The sequence below is a fragment of the Rossellomorea marisflavi genome, from assembly GCF_022170785.1.
Classification (GTDB): Bacteria; Bacillota; Bacilli; order Bacillales; family Bacillaceae_B; genus Rossellomorea; species Rossellomorea marisflavi_B.
Genome location: NZ_CP081870.1, coordinates 2431415 through 2448104, shown reverse-complemented (window position 1 = coordinate 2448104; position 16690 = coordinate 2431415). Strand labels below are relative to the sequence as shown.

Below are 16690 nucleotides of genomic sequence, written 5' to 3'. Positions count from 1 at the left end.
ATTATGGAAACGTATCGAGACCGAGCACCTTTTCGATCCTTTGTTTTTTTCTCATGATCCATTCTTCTACGTACTGTCGATATCGATCATCCGGGGAGGTATGGAACTCCTTGAGCAACGTCCTTAAATCTGAGAGGTGTTCTTCAAGGGACTTCATACTCCTTTCATAACCGTTTAAATGGACTTTCTTCATAATGATCTCTACAAGGTGCTCATTCCCGGCTTCGATGGTTTTGGTCCCCTGTCTCACATAGATGGCCCCGTCCCTGAGCTCTCCTTTTGTGACGACCGAAGTAAAGGGGACATACCGGGGGTCATATTCGATGATCAGGGCTTGAAAGCGCTTTGAGTGCAACAGAGGATCGACTTCGCTTTGAAAAAGATAATCTTCCGTCCGATACGTAAGATAGCTCGGCAGAAGATGTTGGAGTTTATTATCCACATCGGCTTTATCATAAAAGTCTTCATCTGTCAGCCCTCTCAATGTGAGACTGCCGTCGTCTTCCTGTCTGACACCAAGTATCAGACAACCTCCACCTGAATTGGAGATGGCAAGGATATGCTTGGCAAGCTTGGTCCATTCGACCCAGCTCGATTTAAAATCAACATAATCTGATTCACCCGTATTATTCAACAGCAATTCTTTCAGGCTCTCCCTGGAGGGGCTGATCAAGAATTCCTTCAATGTCTGCGGTACAATCTTGTCATGAAACAATGGGATTCGACCTCTTTTCCTTTGGTCTATTCCTACATTTTATGCGACAGGTCGACCTTTATGGCTGTATCCGTAAATTCAGGGGAGATTGCTTTCATTGTCATAACGTCCTGAATTGACTAAAATGGTACAGAGAGAATATCACCGTATAGCCGAAGCAACAATTGATCATATATTGGTCCGGTGAAAAAAGAAAAGAGGAACGTGTTCATGAAGAAAGATGTATACATCTTATCGGGCTTCCTAGGAAGCGGAAAGACAACCTTGCTGAAAGGGTTGCTGGAATCGCTGAAAGCAGACGGGACTAAACCCGCGGTCCTGATGAATGAGCTTGGAAGTGTGTCGATCGACAGCGATCAAGTGGATGACGATACGGCCTTGAGGGAGATGCTTGACGGCTGCATCTGCTGCACCCTATCAGATAAACTCGAATCCCAGCTTCAAGATCTTCTGATTAAAGAAGACTTCGGGGCATTAATCATTGAAACGACGGGAGCCGCTCATCCTGTAGAAGTGGTTGACTCGATTCTATCCCCACTGTTTGCAGATCGTTTCCATTTCAAGGGCATACTCACCGTTGTCGACGGTCTTCAATGGAAAGAGCGAGGGAGTTTCAGCCCCTCTGTCCTTCACCTTATGAGGGAACAGATCCGACATGCAAGTTTCCTTGTTGCCAATAAAGTGGACCTTTTGACTGAAGTGGAGCAGGGGACGTTTGCATATGAACTCCAACAACTGAATCCCGGTGCGTCCATTTATTTAACGAGTCATTCGAAAGTACCTGTAGAGGCCATTACGTCGATGACGAAGAAGGATCGTTATGAAGGTGGACAAGGTCATACCTTGACGCTGCAGGCGATCGTCCATACGTTTGAAGCGGAAGTGAGCGGTGAAGACTTTGAACAATGGGTCCATGCTCATCAAGAGTCCATCTATCGGATGAAAGGTTATATCCCATTACAGGGAAGGAAGCATCCGACGCTCTTCCAATACTCGTATGGCATGCCCCTATACATGCCTGGGGACATGAACTATCCGACCAATTTTGTTGTCATCGGCGAAGGGATGGATCGAGAACGGATCATCTCCTCCCTTAAAAGTCTGGAAGGATGATTGACAAGAAGCGGGAAAAGGTCTATGATTTAATGATTAACGTACTGAATTATTCAATAACCGTAGGAAAGGTCGATTAGAATTGGGGAAAGACTTATTTGAGTTAGAGCGATTATTCGTATCCGTATTCCGAATGATGAAGGCAGATGTACGGAACATCTTCGGTCAATATTTATCCAATGGGGAATTCCGTGTCCTTCAGCTCATACGTGAGAACGGGGCATTGAAGTCCTCGGAAATATCAAAGAGGATGGAAGTTTCAGCGAGCCACATCACGTCCATAACCGATGCCCTCGTGGAAAAATCACATATTACAAGACAGAGATCAAATGAAGATCGACGGGTAGTAGAGCTGCAGATCACCAAAAGCGGAGAGGAAGTACTCGCAAAATGTGAAGAGAGGAAGACAGAGTATTTCCAGGATCTGTTCCAATCGTTCGATGAGGAGGAAATCCGTATCTTCACGCACCTCTTTGAAAAGCTGTTAAGTCACCCAAAACGTCATTCGTAAGAAGGGGATGACCGGAAGGATCCGGTCGCCCCTCCTTTTTCGCCCATTACTTCACTTATTGAATTATTTCACAACCGAATGGTATAGGAGGGGAATGAATTGGAACACTTAGAACATAAAAAGAAAGTGATGATCATGATCGCCATCATGTCGGCTATGCTTTTTGCCGCATTGAATCAGACCATCGTCGGTACGGCGCTTCCACGGATCATTTCAGAAATCGGTGGAATGGATTATTATAGCTGGGTATTCACCATCTTCATGCTCACCAGCTCAGTCACGGCCATCTTGGTAGGGAAACTGTCGGATATGTACGGACGTAAACCATTTATCCTTCTTGGAATCGGGGTATTCATGGTCGGATCCTTCCTTAATGGCTTATCGGGATCCATTTTTCAGCTGATCGTATTCCGGGGCATCCAGGGCTTCGGAGCCGGCATGATCATGTCAACGGCCTTCACTGCTGTCGGGGATCTGTTCCCTCCGAGAGAGCGCGGCAAATGGCAGGGACTCATGAGTTCGGTCTTCGGTCTTGCCAGCGTCTTCGGGCCTACCCTTGGAGGCTGGATCGTCGATAATGCCAACTGGCACTGGGTATTCTGGGTGTTCCTGCCTGTAGGTTTCATTGCTTTCGGCATGATCTACAAGATGTTTCCATCCCAGACGGCGAAAACAGGGCAGAAGGTGGATTATCTGGGCTCCATCATGCTGACCCTCACCATCATCCCGCTTCTTCTTGCTTTCACCTGGGGAGGAAATGACTACGACTGGCTGTCTGTTCAAATCCTCAGTCTCCTTGGTGGTGCCGTCATCGCACTGATCCTTTTCATCGTCACCGAGAAGAATGCGTCGAATCCGGTATTGCCTCTTGGATTGTTTAAAAACCGTATTTTCACTCTGTCGAATATGATCGGTTTCATCCTGGGTGCCGGTATGTTTGGCGCCATCATGTATATGCCCTTCTTCATACAGGGGGTAATGGGTACATCCGCCACCAAGTCTGGAATCGTCATGATGCCCATGACCCTAAGCATGGTGCTCGCAAGTGCCATCGGCGGTCAGATCATCACCAAAACGGGGCGATACAAGTTCCTGGCCCTTATCGGACTTTTTGTGATGAGCAGCGGTATGGTCCTTCTGTCATTCATGGACACTGACACGACGAATGCCAGGGCACTGATCAATATCATCATCGTCGGCACCGGACTAGGTCTTAGCTTCCCGGTCTTCACCCTGACAGTACAGAATGCCGTTGCCCACCAGTTCCTTGGAGTCGCAACGGCAGCCACACAGCTTTTCCGGCAAATTGGCGGAACAATCGGGGTGGCCATCATGGGAACCGTCATGAACCAATCCATGGCGAATAAGATGAGTGAGCAGATGGGAGCTGTCAAAGAATCGCCACTTCTATCGAACCCGGAAGCTGCAAAGGGGCTCGAAAAACTCCAAGATCCCCAATTGATCATGAATGCCGACAAGCTCAAAGAAATTGAAAAGACACTTCCGGCAGAACTGTGCGGTGTATTCGATACAATCATCACAGGAGTAAGGGAAGCTCTGAGCTACGCATTGACCAACGTCTTCCTGATCGGAGCGATCATTCTCTTTGTGGGATTCCTGTTGACCTTCTTCATTAAAGAGATTCCTTTACGGATGAGCAATAAAGAAGAAAGCGAACCAAAAAAAGCTGTTAATGAATAACAAAAAAGCTGATCCTGGAAAGGGTCAGCTTTTCTATTCATGGCTCGATGTTAGTGGGACTCCCCGAACTTTTTGAAGGTCATTTCGTCTTCCACAAGACCGCATGCAGCGCATTGAATCTTTTTATCCGGTCCATTATAGGCGAGGTGAAAGGGTTCCAATTGACCACTTTCGTATTGTTGCACCACTTCTCCGGAAGCAGGGTCCAGTTTAACACTCTGTGAGAGCTGCTGTATAATGTTGAAACGGGTACGATTTGTTTTACAACTCGGGCAACGGTATGGTGTCGACATCGAGATTCCACCTTTCGGGTTTTATGGATAGTGTGCCTGGACAAGTCAGATAATATGTAAAAAGGAGAGCAAATGATGACATCCCCGGAACTTCTAGAAGCGTATAAAAACATTTACAAAGGCCGCCTGCTTGAACTTGGGGGCAGGGAACCCCTGGTTGTCCTCCATGAAGCAATCAAACGGGAGCTGCAGGATGAGTTCAGCCACCCACGGGTCAGAAAGGGGCCCCTGGACAAGTTCTATCTCGCCACCAAACGGATAAGCGATTCCTCTCTTTCAGCGGAAGAGAAAGTCATGCTGATCCATTGCCACGTAGAAGTCATGTCAGAGTTGATTTGAGCTGCTTCATATAGAAATCATTGAAAAAAACCTGTAACAAATGTCACATATTCAAGTCGTTCATAAAGTTGTCAATCTTCTTGTTCAGGTAATTATTAGGTGCGGGAGAGATGAATTTCTTGTGTTGGAAATGAAAGCAAACCCTTCGGTGAGTCTTTATGCCCTTTAGTTTCAGTGATTACTAAAGTACTAGAGAGGAATTGTCTTTCAATATCCAACAATTATCGTAGAGCTGCCAACATCTCCCGTAAATGTAACAAAAACTTGATGGTATGATGTTTTTGCACCAAGAAAACACATTCATTAAGGAGGCACACACACTTATGAACAAGAAGTTGGTTATCACGACAGCAACAGCATTTACATTCCTTGCAGCACCATTCGCCGGAGGCAAAGCAGAGGCCGCTGGGTTGGATCAGGCTAAAGTATATACAAACGTGAATGCGCAACAGTTTGCTAATCAAGAAGATTTAAATAAATGGATGCAAGATATCCTTTCAAAATATCAAATGGATGGAAAAGCCATCAACGTACAGGATTGCATGAACGGAAGCATTCCGGCACCTGAAAAACAACAGGAAGCACCAAAAGCAGAAGCGCCTAAAGCAGAAGCTCCTCAAGCTGAAGCTCCTCAAGCTCAAGCACCAAAAGCAGAAGCGCCAAAAGCTCAGCAGCAACAAGCACCTGCAAAGCAGGACCAGCCAAAGCAATCTGAGCAAAAAGCCTCTGATGAGAGCGGCCAATTGAGCCAATATGAGCAAAAAGTAGTGGAATTGACAAACCAAGAGCGTGCGAAACAAGGACTTCCTGCTTTGAAAGTGGATGCCGAGTTGAGCAAGGTTGCGAAGGAAAAGTCAAAAGATATGCAAAAGAACAACTACTTCGATCACAACAGCCCGACTTACGGATCTCCATTCGACATGATGAAGCAATTCGGAATCCAATACAAAGCGGCCGGTGAAAACATCGCCCAGGGTCAACAGACACCTGAAGAAGTCGTTCAAGCATGGATGAACAGTGAAGGTCACCGCAAGAACATCATGAGTTCAGACTATACACACATCGGTGTGGGCTATGTTGAAGAAGGTAACTACTGGACACAACAATTCATCAGCAAATAATCGATTGACGTAGGAACGCTCGGGTATAGTACCCGGGCGTTTTTTATTGTGGATAAAAAAAGAGCTTACATTTGCATTTCGTTCCTATGGTCCATACTATTAAGGTATAAAGTAAGACGTGGAGTGGATCTAGCTTGAGGAAAGAAAAAGTAGTGTTCATCACAGGTGGTTCGAAGGGAATCGGAAAGAAGACAGCAGAAGAATTTTCCCGAAGAGGACATACCGTCATACTCAATTATCGAAAACATGAGGAAGAAGTGCAGGAGCTAACGAAACTGCTTCATGATACATATGGAAACAGGGTCTTTTCTGTCAAAGGGGACATCGCGGACGAGGCGGACTGTTCTCGGATGGTGGAGGAACTGTCACGTGAGGTGGAGGGAGTCGATATCCTGATCCATAACGCGGGCCCTTTCGTCAAAGATCGAAAGACATTCGATGAATACAGTCCGGGTGAATGGAATTATATCATCGCCGGCAACCTCAATGCGGTGTTTTACCTGTCCAGACTCCTGATCCCGCATATGCGGGAAAAAAAATGGGGAAGGATCGTCACATTTGGATACGACCGCGTAGAGACGGCCCCCGGATGGATTTACCGATCTGCTTTTGCAGCGGCCAAAGCAGGGCTTGCATCCTTCACGAGGACCCTGGCAATGGAGGAAGCTGCCAACGGTATCACGGTGAATATGGTTTGCCCCGGAGACATCGTGCCCGAATGGAAAGAACGGCCAATCAGTGATGCTCGGGGAGAATCGGATGGATCGACACCCGTCGGCCGCCCGGGCACGGGTGAAGACCTTTCCCGTGTCATTGCCTTCCTGTGCAAGGAGGACTCCGACTTCATTACCGGCTCGGTCATCCCTGTGACAGGGGGGAAAGACGTGCTGGGGAAAGTATTTCATCAGGAAGGATTATAAAAAAAGGGAGATGAGCCTTTTCGCTCATCTCCCATCATCTATTATGCAGACATGTCACTGAACGGGACGTGCTGTTTTCATCGACCTGCGCTGAATGGCAATCAGGCGGATGGAAAGCGTGATGGCTCCGGCGGTGAGTCCCGATGTAAGACCAAGCCAATACCCATACGGTCCCCACGACGTATAATTGGCGAGTACATAACCAAGGGGGAGGCCGATCACCCAATAGGATATCAGTGCCATCACAAAGGTGATATTCACGTCCTTGTACCCTCTCAATGCACCTTGGACGGGGGCCTGAACCGCATCTGAAAGCTGGAAGAACACAGCATAGAGGAGGAAATGGCCAATCAGTTCCCGCACATGGAGATCATCGGTATATAAAAAAGCAACATCAGTCTTGAAGGCAAGGAGCAGTGCGCCGTAAATAAGGGCAAGGATCAGGGCAAAGGTAACCCCGATCCAGCTGTACACCTTCGCATCCTTAACCCGCTTGGCACCGGTCTCGAACCCCACGACAATGGTAAGGGCCATGGAGATGCTGAGGGGGATCATGTACAGGAAAGATGCAAAGTTGATGGCTGCCTGATGGGCCGCAATGACCATCGTACTATAGTTGCTCATCAAAAGCGTTACGGCCGAAAAGATGCTGACCTCAAAAAAGATTGATAGGCCGATGGGAACCCCCATCGTTAAGAGCTCCTTCAGCTTAATCCAATCAGGAAGCGGAATCACCCTGAATATCCGGTAATCATTAAAGGGTTGCTTCGTATGGATGACCCAAAAGGCAATGAAAGCAATAACCCAATAGGTGATGGCAGTGGCATATCCGGCCCCTGCACCTCCCAACTCTGGGAATCCCCACTTACCGAAGATGAACAAATAGTTTAGGATCACATTGATCGGCAGGCTCATCAATGTAATGACCATGGTCACACGGGTCATGCCCAGTGCATCAATGAATGACCTGAAAACCGTATAGATGAAGAGGGGAAGAATCCCGATGGAAATGGCAACAAGATAGGCATATGCCACGTCCCGTACATCCGATTCCAAATTCATTCCATTCAGGATCGGCCTGATCACGAGTGCCCCGATTACGAACACCAGGATGGACAGGAAGATGGCGGCATAACCGCCTTGAAGAACGGTGGAAGGGACGTCACGTTTCTCCTTGGCTCCGATCAGCTGGGCCACGATCGGTGTCACCGCAAGAAGGATGCCGGTCAATCCGGTGCTGATCGGAACCCAGAGGGATGATCCGATGGCGACCCCTGCCAAATCCGAAGGGGAGTATTTCCCCGACATGATCGTATCGAAAAAGTTCATGGAGAACATCGCCAACTGGGTGACCAGGATGGGGATGAGGATGATCATCAGCTGTTTGATTTTTTGAGGGATGGATGAAGTTTCATTCATGACGTAGTCTCCTTTAATCTGCGTAAAATGCACTATCATACTGTACCACAGAATAGGGGTGCTCTGTGAAAAAATCCAGTGTTGAAAAGAGGGGAAACCATGGAACAAAGATGGAAGAATTGGGTGTGGATCGTATTTTTGATTTGGTATGGAGTCGGGTTGGTGCTTGTTTCCCTCGACTGGCTTCCGCCTGCACTTCAATGGGCCAATGCCGTTTTTTTGTATCTTTCGGGGTTTCTGGCTGTTTTGTATGGTGGCATGGTATTTAAAAAGGGGATGGGCTATTGGCTTGCTGCCATCATCATCATCGGGACCATTGCCGCTGAATCACTCGGAGTCCATTATGGATGGATCTTCGGGTCGTACCATTATGAAAAAGATTTCGGTATCCAACTTTTCGGAGTCCCCGTTACTATCGGCTTCGCTTGGGTCATGGTCATATTCACGAGTATGGCGTACTTCGAATGGTTATTGAACGGGAAGAAAACCTTCAAGAATGCTCTTTTGTACAGCATTGCCACCTCAATCCTTGCGGTCACCATGGATCTCATCATCGATCCAGTTGCCTATAAAGGCAGACAGTACTGGATCTGGGAGGGGGATGGCATTTATTATGATATTCCAACGCAAAACTTCCTTGGCTGGTTCTATGTTTCCTTCGTGATCCAATTCATCCTCTACTACCTTTTGAGAGATACGTCATTCCCAAAGGTTTGGAGCCCGAGGATGAGATGGTTATACGGTATGGTCGTCGGGATGTTCGTGGTCACTTCCATGGTGGAAGGTCTATGGCTTGCGGTTTTTGTGACGCTGACTGTATATGTCATCATGTTGATCATTAGGAAGATATGGAGGAGATCCTATGATAGAGCCTAAAAAAAGTCCGGCATTCCAACGGATCCTGTCAGGATATTTAACCTTTCAATTGAAAAAGCATTTTCACCGGATCTGGCTGGATGATGATCGTCAAAGGAAAGGGCAGGGGCTTATGCTCGTGAATCACTCCAGTTGGTGGGACGGGCTATTGGTTTTTTATTTGAACCGGCATGTGGTGAAAGGGGACAGCTATGCCATGATGAGCCGCAAAGGGATGGAAGAATACGGATTCTTCCGGAAAATAGGAGCGTTTTCAGTGGATCGGGATTCTTCCAGGGAAGTGGTTGCGTCTTTACGCTACGCTGAAGAACGCCTCAAGGAGGATAAAACGGTGTGGATCTTTCCCCAAGGGGATGAAGAGCACTGGGAAAAGCGACCTCTTACCTTCTTTAATGGACCTGGCTACCTTATGGGGAAAATTCCGGAAGTGCCTGTGGTCCTCGTCACATTCTATTATACCTTCTGTCACCACCAGCGCCCGGAGCTGTTCATTCGACTGAACGATGCCCCACCCCTTCATGGCGGGCGAAAAGAAAGGACCGACCATCTAAGGGCGTTGATGGAAACTCAGCTGGATAGGATGAAATCGGAAGTGGTGGATGAGGATCTTTCTTCGTTTACCCCTTGGGTCGGTGGGTTTTCATCAAGCAGTGAAAAACTGCAGTTCTTAAAAAGGAAAGGATAGAATGAATTGATTGTAATCTACATTGCCATACTCATCATATTTTTGATCTTGACCGTCCTCAACTTGGCATTTCTTCCCCGACTGAAGGCAGGCCCTCCATCCAACTCTTTCGTTTCCCTGTTGATTCCGATGCGCAATGAAGAACGGAATGTGGAATCCCTGATCCGAAATTTGAAATGTCTTACTCATCGTTCCTTGGAAGTCATCATATTGGACGATGGTTCGACCGATCAAACATCAGAGCTCTTGAGGAAGTCGATTGGTGATGATCCCTTTTTCAAGGTCATATCCGGCAAACCCCTCCCGGAAGGATGGGTCGGGAAGGTGCATGCCTGCCATCAACTAAGCGTTGAAGCAAAAGGAGAGTATTTGTTCTTCCTTGATGCCGACGTCCGTATCGCGCCTGATACCATAGAAAAGGTGCTTGCCGAGATGGATCGCCGCCGGTCAGGATTGATCACCGGTTTCCCACGTTTTCCGGTCAAGCCCCTACTTGGGAAGCTACTCGTTCCCTTTCAGCACTTCTTGGTCTTCTTCCATCTGCCATTGGTCATGGCAAATTATACAACGTTTCCTGCCTTCACGGCGGCTCACGGTGCCTTCATGTTCTTTAAACGGGAGGCCTATGAAAGCATCGGCGGGCATCAAGGCGTTCGATCATCCCTCCTTGAGGATGTACATATCACCAGGCTGGTGAAGAAAAAAGGATGGAAAGCGACCCTGATCAATAACACGGAAGACGCCGTCTGCCACATGTACGACACGAATCGTGAAGTGTGGGAAGGGTTCTTGAAAAATATCTATATCGGGCTTGGCCAAAACCCCTTCATGGTTGGGGTGTCATCCTTGTTTTATTTCGTCTTCTACTTCCTCCCGCTGCCGCTATTCGGCTACGGGATCATCAGCCTGCAGGAGATCTACTGTCTCCCGCTGATCGTGGTATGGGCACAGACGTTCATTATCGACCGCACATCCAATCAATCCCCCCATCATTTCTGGCTGATGCCACTGGCCAGTCTGGCCCTGATCGCCATTATGTGGGCGTCCATGGTAAAACGGATCAGAAAACAAACCTACAAGTGGAAAGGAAGATCATATTGAGTGGGAAAGTCATCGTTATCGGGTCCGGACTTGGCGGCCTATCGGCGGGCATCACCCTTCAATCCAAAGGGTTTGATGTAACGATCATCGACGAAAATGTCCACACCGGAGGCAAGATGATGCCGGTGGATGAGAACGGCTTCCATTTTGATTTCGGACCTAACACCATCACCATGCCGGACATTTTTCGAAGAGTGATCAATGACGCCGGTGGTGATGCGGATCGCTATTTCCGCTTCACCAAACTGACAAAGCATACAAAGAATGTGTTTCCGGACGGAAGGATCCTTTTCCAGTCAACGGACCCTGTGGAAATGAAAGAATCACTCTCTGCTTTCGGAGAAGGGGAGAGGTATGAAGCCTATTTGAAGGAAGTGAGGAGGTTGTATGACCTTGCTGAAAAAGGCTTCTTTTATCGTGTATTTAATTCTTGGAGGGATTATCTATCGCCATCCCTCTCCGCCCACTTCGCAAGGGTGAGGCCACTTGAAAAGATGGATCATTTCCATAGACGGTTCTTCCGCAACGCAGATGTTCTGAAGGTCTTCAACCGGTACGCGACCTACATCGGTTCATCCCCTTATCAATGTCCTGCGACCTTTTCCTTGATCGGACACCTTGAAATGAATGATGGTGTCTATTACACCCAAGGGGGGAACACAGGGATCGCCAAAGGATTCTCTGCTTTCTTCAAGGAACGCGGGGGAGTGATCCGCTCCGGCACGAAGGTGAAGAAAATCCTGGTCGAGGGAAGGGAAGCGAAAGGCATCCTGACTTCTTCAGATGAAGAAGTGAGGGGTGACTATGTGATTGTGAACGGAGATTACATAACAGCAACCAAAGAACTTCTCGAGGAACGTGAGCGACCGTCCACTCCCGATCGGAAGCTTGATGCATACGAACCTTCCATCTCGGCATTCGTGATCCTCGCAGGGTTAAGAGAGTTCCAGTCCGATATCCACCACCACCAGGTTTTCTTCACGGATGATTACAAGGAGGAGTTCGACGACATTTTCTATAAAAAGAGACTGCCGAAGGATCCCACCATCTATATCAGCCATTCCGCTGCCACCGATCCCGGGGTGACTAAGGGTAGCAATTTGTTCATCCTGGTCAATGCACCGGCGGTAAGCCTGACGGAAGAAGAAGTCATGAGGTATAAAAACAGGATCTATGATGCACTGGAAGAAAAGGGGATTCCCATCCGGAGTCAGCTGGAGTACGAGAAGGTGATGACACCGGATGCCATCAAGGGGAAATTCTCTGCTTACCGGGGAGCCCTGTACGGGATCGCCTCCCATACGATGACGGAAGCGTTCCTGCGGCCATCCAATGTAAGCAGGGATGTACGCAATCTCTACTACGTAGGTGGGACGACCCATCCGGGCGGGGGGTCACCCATGGTGACGATCAGTGGCAAAAACGTGGCGGATTTCATCCTTAATCGTCATGGAAAGAGATAAATGATGTATTCTTCATGAATTTTTGTTCTATCCCGGCCTTATTTTTGGTAAAGTGTATAATGATGATGCCAAATGGAGCATCCACCATTATCGAGTAACAGTTAGGAGTCTATCACTATGAGTAAGCGAATTTTATTTACAGGCGGGGGTTCTGCCGGTCATGTCACCGTCAATACAGCGCTCATTCCCCACTTTGAAAAAGAAGGCTGGGCGATCACTTATATCGGATCCAAGGACGGAATTGAAAAAGAGATCATCACAGATCAATTCCCTCATATTCCCTATAAAGAAATCTCAAGCGGGAAGCTGCGACGCTACTTTTCGTGGAAGAATTTTTCCGACCCGTTCCGAGTGATGAAAGGAGTCCTCGAGGCTCTTTCCATCATTCGCAAAACCAAGCCGGATATCATCTTTTCAAAAGGAGGATTCGTGTCTGTGCCGGTAGTGATGGCAGCCAAAATCGCCAAGGTGCCGGTTGCAATCCACGAGTCAGATGTGACGCCGGGCCTTGCGAATAAACTGGCCGTCCCATTTGCGACGAAGATTTTTACCACATTCCCGGAAACTGTGAATGTCCTACCTGCCGAGAAATCGATTTGTGCAGGTGCCATCATCCGCGAAGAACTTTTCACCGGTGATGAAAAAGAAGGTCGTCGCCTGACCGGATACCACAATCTGAAGCCGGTCCTCATGATCATGGGGGGAAGCCTCGGGGCAAGAAAGATCAATGAAGCCGTAAGAAGCAACCTCGGCGATCTGTTGAATCATTTCCAGATTGTACATATATGTGGGAAAGGCAATGTGGAACCCCATATGGAACAACCGGGATACAAGCAGTACGAGTTCATCAAAGGTGATCTGCCTCATTATCTCGCCATGACGGACTTTGTCATTTCGAGGGCAGGATCCAATTCCATCTTTGAGTTTCTGGCCCTTAAAAAACCGATGCTCCTGATTCCCCTGTCCCGTGAAGCGAGCAGGGGGGACCAGATCCTCAATGCCAATTCCTTCGTCAAGCATGGCTACGCCCTGAAGCTTGAAGAGGAAGAAGTAACCGCGGAAACGTTCCTCCAGCATGTGAAGGAGCTTGAAAGCAAACGGGATGAGTACGTTTCTGCCATGGAAAACGCCGATAAGGCATATACCATCCAGGACATGTATGAAGAATTATCCACCATGAGTAAATGATGCGTCTTTTCACCCTCCGATGTACATAAACTGTACAAACGGTTGAAAGGAAGAGAGGCATGGCGTATCAGTATTCCAAAGGCTGGTATCTCCAGGAACTAAAGAAAATGGGGATCTATCACCATCCGGTAGATAAACGAAAGCTTGAAAGCTATAAAACCTTCGTCATCCGCAATCTTTATTTTGAAAAGACGAATAAGAACGAACAAAAAGGCTGAGACAAACGTGTTTTAGTTCTTGTAAAACCCGAATTCATTTGCCTAGATTGAACTGAACCCTGAATGGTGGACACTTGATAAAAGACCCCATTTGGGGTTTTTTTTATTTTCAATCATGACTATATCAATGTTTATAGTGTTTGAATGGAGTGCAAGACGGAGACTCCTGTGTGGTAGATTAGCTTAGGTGGGACCTCCCGGAATTCCGAGGGGCTGACGGACTACCCACAGAGAAATAAATCATGAGCGATTTAATGACTTATAAGGATCTTGGTCTTCATGAGATTGGCTTTATCCCTTGGTGAACTTTTCGGAGAGGACATCGTTTGAAACGCTTGAAAATCTTTTTGGTCGGATGTCTTGCAACCTTTGGCATAAGTGTTCGACGCCGTGCTGATACAGATAGATGATGATGGCGTACAGAATGCTCACGCCATATAAGGCATGCTTATTCAGGTGCAAAAGTTTGTATAGTCCTTGTTTCTGAAAGAATGCCGTCATGGGGTAGGCAAAAAAGTAATTCACCGCTCCGTTCAGCAATAAGAACAGGGGGAAGGAATGAAATGACAGCTTGAACACCCAAATGGTCGCTGCGAAAAATGGACCGATGATGAAAGAAAGATCGGCCAACACCTGCGCCTTTTTATTTCCTTTTACCTTCCACAGTTTAAGTACAGGGTTGATGAAGGAAACAACAGTCAATATGAATGACACCAAGATGGCTGCGGGTGAAAAACGAAGAATGTCCGACCGCCGTATAAAGATCAGGCTGATCCACGACAGGATCACTAGTAGTAGGCGAAGAATCATGGGAATGCTCCTCCTTAAGATTTTACTGACAGTTTGCCTGATTAGGGGGGAATTATGTACAGAATTATGATACAAAAAAAGACACCGGCATGCCGGTGTCTTTGGTTAAGCCTCCAACGCCTCTTCTTCAGCCTGCTCCTGCTGGTAAAGGTAAAGCGTATAGAGATCTTTTGGGATTTCGTATAAGTCATAAACATCTTCAGCCGCATTGAGCTGAGCGTATAGGGATGCCCTGGTTTCGTTTGCATTGATGACATACGGCAGTTTTTCCGCCGCTTTTCTTGAACGTGCATTCACTTTACGGATTCTCATGAAGATCGTTTCCATCCCGAGCTCATAGAAAAGTTCGTGGAAGAAGGCATCCTTGGCGGGCTGATTATAGCCTTTCCCGTGGTAGGGCTTTCCGAGCCATGTCCCGAGGAAACCGGCCCCTTCCTGGATGTCGTAAAGATTGATGGTCCCGATTGGACTACCCCATTCATCGGTGATGGTGCGGGAGATGAGTTCGCCGCGTTCTTCTGCTTCAATGGTTTGTTTCGTCAAGAATAATAGTTCTTCGTATGAATGTGCTTTTTGACGCACAAAAGGGAAGACATCCGGATGCACCATGAGGTCGAATAGTTCATGACACTCATTAAGGTCCCGTCTCTTGATCATAGTAGACCCTCCTTGAGGGCAGTCCCGTTGTGAACGATCCACCCTCGAAATTTTTAAATGGTAACTAAAAAATTTCGGGGTGGGAATCGAACCCACTAAGACCAGTCAAGAAACTGGTGGCGCACCTTTTGCCTTCCCTCCATTACAATCGCCCTATCTATAAATAGATCGCGTGTTCAGAACAATGTAATAGGAAATATTCTATATCCTTTCTGTATCATATAAGATAATCGACAAAAAGGGAATAGGGTAAATGCTGTTTTTTTGTATTTATTTTTTAAAGATTGTAAACGTTGAAATGCCAAGTGCGAAAACCGGTCCATCTCATGCCTCGCAAGGGCTGGAGGCGCTTGTATCAAGACGTCTCCGGTCCCTTTTTTAAAGGTTGCTGAAAGCCGTCCGTCCGTTCACCAGTGTGAGCACGGGTTTAGCCATGAAATGGAATGGATGGTGGGTCCAGAGTACGAGGTCAGCATCTTTCCCGGCCTCTATGCTACCCACACGGTCCGATACGCCAAGGTTCCGGGCTGGGGTGAGGGTGATCCCCTCAAGTGCCTTCCCTTCATCAAGACCTTCCCTCACGGCGATGGCCGCGCACATATTCAAGTATTGAATCGGGGTGTAGGGGTGGTCGGTTGTGATCGACACTTCAACGCCTGCTTCCGTCAATTTTTGATAGGTCATCCAGCTTTTATTTTTCAGTTCGACTTTGGAGCGCCTTGTAAATGTCGGACCGACGGAAACTTTGAGGTTGCGTCCCTGAAGTTCGTGTGCAATGAGATGCCCTTCTGTACAATGTTCGATCCGAAGGTCTAGGTTGAACTCGTCGGCGAACCGGATGGCAGATAGGATGTCGTCTGCCCTGTGGGCATGGATGCGGACCGGTATCTCCCGTTTCAGTGCAGCAACCAGGGGAGCGACTCTTAGGTCATCAGGCTGATCACAATATTTAGCCGTGAAGAAGGCTTCCCTGAGCATCCCCATGATGCCCATTCGCGTTATGGAATCATTGTTCCCGTTACTGTGGATCCGTTTTGGATTCTCTCCCAGTGCAAGCTTGAGCCCCGACGTCTTCCTGACGATCATGGAGCTGATGTTCGAACCGAACGTTTTAATGACAGAGGTGGTGCCCCCGATGACATTGGCGCTCCCAGGCATCACATTCACCGTTGTCACCCCGTATTTCAATGCGTCCGTAAACCCGGGGTCAAGAGGATAGACACCGTCGAATGCCCGGACGTGGGGAGTCATGGGTTCGATGGTTTCGTTCGCATCATTCCCCGCCCAACCTGTTCCTTCATCGTATAATCCCAGGTGGGTATGGGCATCGATAAGGCCGGGGAGAAGATGACGCCCTCCGCAGTCAATCCAAGGGATATCGGTGGCTTCGAAGGCACGTGCATACACCTGCCTGATAATTCCGTCCTCGATCAGCACAGAGCCATTTTGAATCGGAGGGCTTGAGATGGGATAAATGGTTGCATTGGTTAAGAGTAATCGATTCATAAGGTCGTCCCTTCCTTATCAGGTAATAACTCTATTGTAATCAATCCTGCCTGA

18 protein-coding genes are annotated in these 16690 nt (G+C 47.7%); 12 read left to right on the top strand and 6 right to left on the bottom strand.

What is annotated here, in order from left to right; all coding sequences use genetic code 11:
• Nucleotide 1 precedes the first annotated feature (1 nt).
• Nucleotides 2-715: an AlbA family DNA-binding domain-containing protein gene (locus K6T23_RS12790; protein ID WP_056535990.1), complete on the bottom strand. Its 714-nt coding sequence runs from the start codon at nt 713-715 to the stop codon at nt 2-4.
• A gap of 210 nt (nt 716-925) precedes the next feature.
• On the opposite strand from K6T23_RS12790, the gene K6T23_RS12785 reads away from it, so the two are divergent.
• The 3 genes from K6T23_RS12785 to K6T23_RS12775 all read left to right on the top strand — a co-directional run bounded on the left by K6T23_RS12785 (nt 926) and on the right by K6T23_RS12775 (nt 4040).
• Nucleotides 926-1828: a CobW family GTP-binding protein gene (locus tag K6T23_RS12785; RefSeq protein ID WP_238281283.1), complete on the top strand. Its 903-nt coding sequence runs from the start codon at nt 926-928 to the stop codon at nt 1826-1828.
• Between the two features lie 82 nt (nt 1829-1910).
• The gene (locus tag K6T23_RS12780) at nt 1911-2339 is read left to right on the top strand and encodes a MarR family winged helix-turn-helix transcriptional regulator (RefSeq protein WP_238281281.1); all 429 of its coding nucleotides are present in this window, start codon (nt 1911-1913) and stop codon (nt 2337-2339) included.
• A gap of 99 nt (nt 2340-2438) precedes the next feature.
• Entirely contained in the window at nt 2439-4040 is a 1602-nt protein-coding gene (locus K6T23_RS12775) for an MDR family MFS transporter (RefSeq protein WP_238281279.1), read from the top strand.
• A 50-nt stretch (nt 4041-4090) separates the two neighbouring features.
• Here the strand turns inward: K6T23_RS12775 and K6T23_RS12770 are convergent, their stop codons facing one another.
• Nucleotides 4091-4333, bottom strand: coding sequence for a hypothetical protein (locus tag K6T23_RS12770; protein WP_048005792.1), 243 nt, complete (start codon nt 4331-4333; stop codon nt 4091-4093).
• A gap of 72 nt (nt 4334-4405) precedes the next feature.
• On the opposite strand from K6T23_RS12770, the gene K6T23_RS12765 reads away from it, so the two are divergent.
• The 3 genes from K6T23_RS12765 to K6T23_RS12755 all read left to right on the top strand — a co-directional run bounded on the left by K6T23_RS12765 (nt 4406) and on the right by K6T23_RS12755 (nt 6713).
• Nucleotides 4406-4672: a hypothetical protein gene (locus K6T23_RS12765; RefSeq protein WP_056535999.1), complete on the top strand. Its 267-nt coding sequence runs from the start codon at nt 4406-4408 to the stop codon at nt 4670-4672.
• Between the two features lie 323 nt (nt 4673-4995).
• Nucleotides 4996-5793, top strand: a complete 798-nt coding sequence (locus K6T23_RS12760) for a CAP domain-containing protein (protein WP_238281278.1) — start codon at nt 4996-4998, stop codon at nt 5791-5793.
• A gap of 134 nt (nt 5794-5927) precedes the next feature.
• Nucleotides 5928-6713 (top strand): SDR family oxidoreductase, encoded by a 786-nt coding sequence (locus K6T23_RS12755; RefSeq protein ID WP_238281276.1) that lies wholly within the window; start codon nt 5928-5930, stop codon nt 6711-6713.
• 54 nt (nt 6714-6767) lie between these two features.
• Here the strand turns inward: K6T23_RS12755 and K6T23_RS12750 are convergent, their stop codons facing one another.
• Complete coding sequence (locus K6T23_RS12750) at nt 6768-8132, bottom strand: MATE family efflux transporter (protein WP_079516231.1); 1365 nt, start codon at nt 8130-8132, stop codon at nt 6768-6770.
• Nucleotides 8133-8231: 99 nt separating this feature from the next.
• Between K6T23_RS12750 and K6T23_RS12745 the strand changes: the two genes are divergently transcribed.
• The 6 genes from K6T23_RS12745 to K6T23_RS12720 all read left to right on the top strand — a co-directional run bounded on the left by K6T23_RS12745 (nt 8232) and on the right by K6T23_RS12720 (nt 13663).
• Nucleotides 8232-9008, top strand: coding sequence for a carotenoid biosynthesis protein (locus K6T23_RS12745; RefSeq protein WP_079516230.1), 777 nt, complete (start codon nt 8232-8234; stop codon nt 9006-9008).
• Nucleotides 8995-9693: a lysophospholipid acyltransferase family protein gene (locus K6T23_RS12740; RefSeq protein ID WP_079516229.1), complete on the top strand. Its 699-nt coding sequence runs from the start codon at nt 8995-8997 to the stop codon at nt 9691-9693. The genes K6T23_RS12745 and K6T23_RS12740 overlap by 14 nt, the downstream gene beginning before the upstream one ends.
• Before the next feature lie 6 nt (nt 9694-9699).
• Nucleotides 9700-10794: a glycosyltransferase family 2 protein gene (locus K6T23_RS12735; protein WP_238281274.1), complete on the top strand. Its 1095-nt coding sequence runs from the start codon at nt 9700-9702 to the stop codon at nt 10792-10794.
• Nucleotides 10791-12257, top strand: a complete 1467-nt coding sequence (locus K6T23_RS12730; RefSeq protein ID WP_337946910.1) for a phytoene desaturase family protein — start codon at nt 10791-10793, stop codon at nt 12255-12257. Before K6T23_RS12735 ends, K6T23_RS12730 begins: the two co-directional genes overlap by 4 nt.
• A 117-nt stretch (nt 12258-12374) precedes the next feature.
• Entirely contained in the window at nt 12375-13445 is a 1071-nt protein-coding gene (locus K6T23_RS12725) for an undecaprenyldiphospho-muramoylpentapeptide beta-N-acetylglucosaminyltransferase (RefSeq protein WP_053426837.1), read from the top strand.
• A 59-nt stretch (nt 13446-13504) separates the two neighbouring features.
• A complete protein-coding gene (locus K6T23_RS12720; protein ID WP_079516227.1) occupies nt 13505-13663 on the top strand; it encodes a YflJ family protein in 159 nt (52 codons plus the stop codon).
• A gap of 291 nt (nt 13664-13954) precedes the next feature.
• Here the strand turns inward: K6T23_RS12720 and K6T23_RS12715 are convergent, their stop codons facing one another.
• The 3 genes from K6T23_RS12715 to K6T23_RS12705 form a co-directional block, all read right to left on the bottom strand.
• Nucleotides 13955-14473 carry a hypothetical protein gene (locus K6T23_RS12715; RefSeq protein ID WP_238281272.1) on the bottom strand — a complete coding sequence of 173 codons (519 nt, stop codon included), beginning with the start codon at nt 14471-14473 and terminating at the stop codon, nt 13955-13957.
• A 105-nt stretch (nt 14474-14578) separates the two neighbouring features.
• Complete coding sequence (locus K6T23_RS12710; RefSeq protein WP_056536020.1) at nt 14579-15130, bottom strand: GNAT family N-acetyltransferase; 552 nt, start codon at nt 15128-15130, stop codon at nt 14579-14581.
• A 378-nt stretch (nt 15131-15508) separates the two neighbouring features.
• Entirely contained in the window at nt 15509-16636 is a 1128-nt protein-coding gene (locus K6T23_RS12705; RefSeq protein ID WP_053426840.1) for an amidohydrolase, read from the bottom strand.
• Between the last annotated feature and the right edge of the window lie 54 nt (nt 16637-16690).